This window comes from Cupriavidus sp. WS (assembly GCF_000395345.1).
In the GTDB taxonomy this organism is placed as follows: domain Bacteria; phylum Pseudomonadota; class Gammaproteobacteria; order Burkholderiales; family Burkholderiaceae; genus Cupriavidus; species Cupriavidus basilensis_B.
Map to the genome: position 1 here is coordinate 1 of NZ_AQPL01000229.1, position 6111 is coordinate 6111.

General features: G+C 66.5%; 6 protein-coding genes. 2 read left to right on the plus strand and 4 right to left on the minus strand.

The window, feature by feature from the left end:
- Positions 1 to 215 (plus strand): flagellar biosynthesis anti-sigma factor FlgM (gene flgM, locus K206_RS0119090; protein WP_020203993.1); only part of this gene is annotated, 215 nt, incomplete at its 5' end.
- Between the two features lie 50 nt (positions 216 to 265).
- Positions 266 to 727: a flagella synthesis protein FlgN gene (locus tag K206_RS0119095; protein WP_020203994.1), complete on the plus strand. Its 462-nt coding sequence runs from the start codon at positions 266 to 268 to the stop codon at positions 725 to 727.
- A gap of 105 nt (positions 728 to 832) precedes the next feature.
- Here the strand turns inward: K206_RS0119095 and tssJ are convergent, their stop codons facing one another.
- The 4 genes from tssJ to tssA all read right to left on the minus strand — a co-directional run bounded on the left by tssJ (position 833) and on the right by tssA (position 6063).
- Positions 833 to 1498: a type VI secretion system lipoprotein TssJ gene (gene tssJ / locus K206_RS38710; RefSeq protein WP_020203995.1), complete on the minus strand. Its 666-nt coding sequence runs from the start codon at positions 1496 to 1498 to the stop codon at positions 833 to 835.
- Positions 1499 to 1574: 76 nt separating this feature from the next.
- Positions 1575 to 2561 carry a type VI secretion system baseplate subunit TssG gene (gene tssG, locus K206_RS0119105; protein ID WP_020203996.1) on the minus strand — a complete coding sequence of 329 codons (987 nt, stop codon included), beginning with the start codon at positions 2559 to 2561 and terminating at the stop codon, positions 1575 to 1577.
- Between the two features lie 74 nt (positions 2562 to 2635).
- On the minus strand, positions 2636 to 4459 hold the full coding sequence (gene tssF, locus K206_RS0119110; protein WP_020203997.1) for a type VI secretion system baseplate subunit TssF: 1824 nt from the start codon (positions 4457 to 4459) through the stop codon (positions 2636 to 2638).
- Positions 4460 to 4482: 23 nt separating this feature from the next.
- Positions 4483 to 6063 (minus strand): type VI secretion system protein TssA, encoded by a 1581-nt coding sequence (tssA, locus tag K206_RS0119115; RefSeq protein WP_020203998.1) that lies wholly within the window; start codon positions 6061 to 6063, stop codon positions 4483 to 4485.
- Positions 6064 to 6111: the final 48 nt, after the last annotated feature.

Below are 6111 nucleotides of genomic sequence, written 5' to 3' on the forward strand. Positions count from 1 at the left end.
CCGCCCCGGAAACCGCCGGCGTGCGCGTCAGCCCGCTGGCCGCGCAGGTGCGCGAGATCGGCGCGCGCCTGGTGGAAGACCACGACGACGATATCGATACCGCCAAGGTGGACGAAATCCGCCAGGCGATCGCCGAAGGACGCATCAAGATCGACCCCAGCAAGATCGCCGACGGTCTGCTGGCGTCGCTGCGCGAACTCAACGGCGGCGCCTGACGCGCCACACACCGCGGCGGCCAAGCCAACCCACGTAACATAGGCAAGCCATGAGCCAGTCCCTGATCCAGAACCTCGCCCGGGAAACCGAGCTGTCCAAGGAATTCGCCGCCGTGCTGGGCGAAGAGCGCGCCATGATCAAGGCGGGCGACTACCAGGCGCTGGTCGGCCTGCTGGAGCGCAAGGTCGAACTGGCCGGCCTGCTGCAGACGCAGACGCGCACGCGCGAGGCGCAGATGGGCGCGATGGGAATCCGGCTCGGCGCCGGCGGCCAGATCACCGGGCGCGACCTCTCCCCCGCCATCGAGACAGCCTGGCGCAACCTGCTGTTCGCCGCCCGCATGGCGCGCGACGCCAACACGCTCAACGCGGCCGTGGTGGACGCGCACCTGGAGTTCACCCAGGAAGCCATCCAGACGCTGCGCCAGCGCGGCGACACCGGCGGCACGCTGTACGGCAAGGACGGGCGCACCCAGCAAGGCCCGCAGGGCGTGAGCCTGGCGGCCGGCTGAGGCTGGTGGCGCGGGGGAATCGATAAGAAAACCCGCAACTCAGTTACCGAAACACCCTTGGCGAAGCGCGAACATGCGGTACGCCAACGGTGGTCACACCGGATTTCAGGTCTCCGGCGAACCGGTCAATGCGTCTAGAATGCCACTTTTTTGGGATTCCTCCGCACATGGCGGAGGAATTTGCGAACTGGCAGCCGACTGCGCCATCGTCAGACGCGGGGTGATACCGCCATTCCCAATGCCGCGGCCATCGGCGGAAACACCCGCCAACTGCAGCGTGCTGCCCCGCAGCTCGATCTTCACCGGGTCGGTCTTCTTCCACTGCTTTTTCGGCACGACCACCTTCCAGACCGCTTCTTTGTCCGCTCTGCGGAAGAACGCCACCACGCCGACATACCCGGCATCGGCGTGCATCGGCTCACTCAGGCTCACGCTCGCATCCGGGCGCAGGATGACGTCCCTGGTTGCCAGCAGATCGGGCTTGAGCGACTCGAGATCGTTGGCCTGCAGTTGCGCGTAGCTCAGTTGCTCGAAGGCCTGCGGCGTCTTCAGTTGGTAAACCCTCACCACCGTCGACAACGATTGTCCGGCGCCGTCAGCATTTAACGACAACCGGCTGGTGAGGTCGAGGTTCATGGTCTTGACCTGCGTCGTGAAGACCCACTTCGCCGCCTCCACCGTGCTGTCCTTGATCCCTTGCCCAACGCCGCAGCCAGCCACAACAAGGGTGGCAACCAGCAGTCCGGCTCTATTTTGAAGCTGTCGCCCCATCGTATTGATCCTCTTGGCGTATCAGGTTTTCGTGTTGCATTCGTCTTGCGCGCGGCCGGCACAGCTTTGCTGCCTGCTACGCTGCGCCAGCTCCGTTCCATGTCCCAAGTTGCACGCGCGTCATGCCCGGCATGGCGCCGTCGACGTCGTTGGCTTCCGCCACCGCCGGACACCGCAGTTGCGTGGTGTAACCCAGGCTCACCTGGTCCGAATTCAGGGCTGGCGCCGGCATCAGCGCGGGTCTTACCCGCATCTCCAGATGGGCATGCGCTGCGTAGCCGAGATAAAAGCGCAGCAGCGCCATCACCTCCCCATGCATACGCCTGCCCGGCATCAGCTCCAGCACCGATTCCCGTGTCTGCGGCGTGATCGCCACGCGCACGGTGTTCGCGCGATCGTAGAAGCCGCGTCCCAGCACGCAGTTCTCTCCGAGCGGCATCCGTTCGTCGGCGTCGAGGCGCACCCACACGGGGTAGAACTCCTCGACCGCAATCCGTGCGTCCGGCACGGCGTGTTGCAATACGCCGGCCAGGCCTTCGGCCGTGCGCGTGCGCTGGCTGGCCAGCCCCAGCATCGACAGCAGTTTCTGCGTGCCAACGGTGTCCTCGATCCGGACCTGGCCGGCTTCCATCTCGCCGAAACCCAGCCCGAGCAGGCTCAACAGATAGCGCGACACGTCGTCCTGGCCGCCCGGACGGAAACCCACCGGATAGCGATACTTGCGTGCGACGCGGTAGAACTGCGTGACAATCCGGTGGTGGAACAGATCGAGAAAGGCTGCGAGCGGCTCGGCCCCGTCGCGACACTGCGCAATTTCGTCCACGAAGTAGGACGGCATGCGCGCATCGACGCCATAGAGGCCAAGGAAGGTCGTGCGGACCACGGGCGGCCGATCGGGGTGGTCGCTGTCGTGCTCGATTGCCTGGATCTCCCGCCCCGGGAAACCCAGCCGCCCATGCGAGCGGAAACGCACAGGCTCGTTGGCCGGGGAATCGGTCGTACCCAGCGGCGGGTGCCGCGGCGCGGACAGCTCGATCAGTTCGCAGAGCCGGAAGACATTCATCCGTGGCGCATTGGCGAGCAGCGCCGGCAGCAAGGCGCCGGCCGGGGAGGACGTCGCAACCTGGTCTGTCATGCTCAAAACGGAGCCCCCTCCCCTTTGCTGTCTGGCCACGCCAGACGCTTGCCGGTGGGCTGAGACACGATCACGAGCCGGGTATACAAGTTCACGGTCGCGTACAGCGACAGGAACCGGTTGAGCATTTCACCGAACAGTTCCACGTCTCCCTCGCCGGCAAAACGGGGGCTGTCCAGTGTCACCACGATCTCCACGCCACGCAGCAGGCCTCCCTTGACGAGCTTCTGGAGCGGACGGTGCCGCACGTCGGAAATGGCATCGATGCGCCGGCGGTTCAGTTCCCCGTCCGTCCAGTCGTACAGCGCCAGGCTGCCGCGCAAGACTTCGGCATCGAGCAGCGACAGGTAGTTCGGCGCCAGATGCGACAGCACCCGCCAGTGAAAGCGGTCGCCGGTGGGGGGATATACCGGCAGGGTCGGCGCAGTCAGGTTGCGCACCGTGCCGATATTGGTGAAGCCGCCACGCATGCGGGTGATGCCGGCCTCGCGCAAGCCCTTGCGCGGCAGCATGCCATTGGTGCCGGTCACCGATAGCGACAGGGTTTCCTGCGGCATGGTTTGCTGCTGTTCCCAAGCATGGCCACCAAGGACGACCCAGGTGTCGAACCTGCCCGAGGGACCGCGACGCACGCGGGTGTGGAAGTAGCGCTCCGGCATCTCGTGGCGCAGCATGCCGCCCCGGTGGCGGAACGCCGCAAACGGCGCGTACTCGAAGCGCTGGCCGCTGCCGGCTTCGAATCCGCGTACGGTATCGACGGAATATGCCTCGACATGCTGCCCATGCTGCTCCATCGCCCGCACCCGGTACTCGGTCTCGAAGTGAGTGACGGAGATCGGGTTGGCTTCGAGCTCGAACAGATTGATGATGGGCGTGCAGAAGAGCCGCACGTTCTCGGCCGAGAAGCGCATGTCGTCCGGAAACGGCTTGTGGAGTACCACCTCCACGTCAAAATGCTCCGCATCTTGCGGGATGGCGTCCATGTCCAGCCCCACCAGGTCCACGAACATGAATTTCTCGGGGAAAGTGAAGTATTCCAGCAGCAACTGGTAGCCGCCAAAGGCGTTGTCAGGCTTGGGCCAGAGGCGCTCCTCGGCCGCAAATCCCGCCGGTTCCAGGCGCAGGCCCGCCATCGGCTGGGGGGCACCGGGCCGGTCGGCCGGGTAGCCCGGGACCCGTACCTGCACGGCCAGCGGCTCGGCGGTGAGCGCGGCATAGAGCGCCAGCGCCAATGGCCGGTCGGCATGGAGGTAGAGCCGCAGGCGCGGCACCGCCAGTTGCTCGCGGCGCCCCTGCATCTGGAGTGCGAGCCGCATCCGGATCACCGAGCGGCCATCCTCGCGCGCGTGAGCACTGGCTTCAGTGAGCCGCAGTGGGTACAAATCGACCGGTTGCGTGGTCCGATAGATGCACTCGACGCTGTCGCCGCCGTTGGCGGCCTGGGTACTCAGCGCAATCGGGTCGGACGTGACTTCCAGCCCGGCCGGCAACGTCTCGTGGCGTTGCAACGCGCCGGCGGTCGGGGTCAGTTCGAGGATCGACAGCGAGGGAATCATGCGCAGGTAATGCGGCCATAGCATGCTGACCAGTCCCTCGGTCAGTTCCGGCAATTCGTCGTCGAGCTTATGGCGCAGCCGCCCCATCAGGAAGGCGAAGCCCTCGAACAGCCGTTCAACGTGGGGATCGCGCTCGCCGATGCGGTCGATGTTGAGCATCCGCGCGCGGTCCGGAAATGCCTGGGCGAACTCCTTCCCGGCCTCGCGCAAGTAGCGCATCTCCGCCTCGTAGTAGCGCAGGATCTCGTTGTCTTGGGTGGGATGGTTCATGAAATAGGTAATTGGTTCTGCAGCTAGGCGAGGGCCACCGCGCGGGCCGGGTCGATGGCGGTCAGGTCGCCCACCAGTGCGTCGATGCGCTGCGTCAGCGTGGACTTGTCCGCGTCCTTGCGGGTCAGGCGGGCTTTGAGCAGCCGCAGCAGTTGCTGCTTGGCTTCGAATGCGAGCGACGGCTCCCAGGCGGACAGTTGGAAGCGCTGGGCAGCCAGATCGAGAGCGGACAGCAGGTGCAAGGCTGTGTCCGGCCGGCCAGCCCGTTCGGCCACGCGCGCCATGACCAGTTGCCGGACGAAGCGATCCCGTTCGCCATCGGGCACTGGCAGGCCCTGCAGCCAGGCGAAGGCGGCATCGAGGCTCTGCTGGGCGGCGAGGTCGGCCGCCTGGGCTTCCGTCTCCGCCCAGTCGGTGCTGGCGGATGCGACCGATACCGGTGCCACCGCTTCGCCGCGCTCCACATCGCGCACGGTGGCATGGCGCGCGATCCACTCAAGCGTGGCGTCGTCCGCGAACGGCGTGCCATCCGTAAAGGCCAGCCGATCGAGGCCGGGCAGGCGCTCGAGCATCAGCGCGCAATCGGTCGCCAGCAGGTCGCGCACGCGGGCATACTCGCCGCCCGCCTGGTCCTGGGCGGTGAAGGCGTAGTACTGCAAGTCCAGCCAGAAGTGGTTCGCCCCTTCGGCGAAAGCCTGTTCGACGCGGTCGAGCAGTTCCGGCCACTGCTTTTGCAGCAGCAGGCGCCTGAGCTGGGCCCGCAGTTCGGCGCGCGGCGCCAACAGGCGGGTCTTGCCGCTCGCCTCATGCGGCGGCACGTCGGTCAGCGTATCCCAGCGCACGCAGCGCATCAGGCGATACGCCGCGAGATAGCCCTGGGGCTGCTCGCGCAGGAAGAGCGCCATCTGGCGCGTCCGGTCGAGCAGGTCGCGCGTGGAGGCCACCTCGCCGGCGGCAGGCGGGAAGGTCGACGAGGTGGGGGATGGTCTTGATAGCTCACCGATGCCGGTACTCTCGGCGGCCAGTGGAGACTCGACGCGCTCTTCGAAGCGGCGGAATAGCCCGTCGAGCGCAGGGCGCGCCGACTCCGGCCACTGCGCGGTGCGCTCCAGGATCAGGGCCAGCGCGGAGAGCGTCCGCTCCAGGGGCGCGCCGGTCAAGCCCTGCACCCGGTCGAGGCGGTCGGTAAACGTGGCGCCAGCCAGCCATTCGAGCGCGGCCTTGCGGCTCTCGGCGCGGGTGGGCAGCATCTCGGCGCCAAAACGGTCGATCAGCGCCGACAGCAGTTCGAAGCCACAGGCTACCCCTTCCGCACCTTCGCGCCGCATACATCCGTAAGCATAGTATGCCGCCAGGCGCACATCCTTGGCGACATACTTGAGCAATTCGCCTGCGGATTCCATGATCAGCGCGTCGTCGATATCGGACAACTTGGCGACTTCCTCCTTGATAGCGAGGAAGCCGTCGTCGTAGCCGGGATCGTCGCCAACCGGGGCATCGGGGCGAATTGGTTGCAGCCACGGCTCCCAGCGGGCCTGGGCCGAGCGGGCAAGCGCGGCGGGCGCGCGGGCGCCAAACAGTGCGTTGAGGAGGTTGCTGAACATGATTTCCTTCTCAATTAGCGCGAACTGCGCGGGGCCGAGGTGGCACGC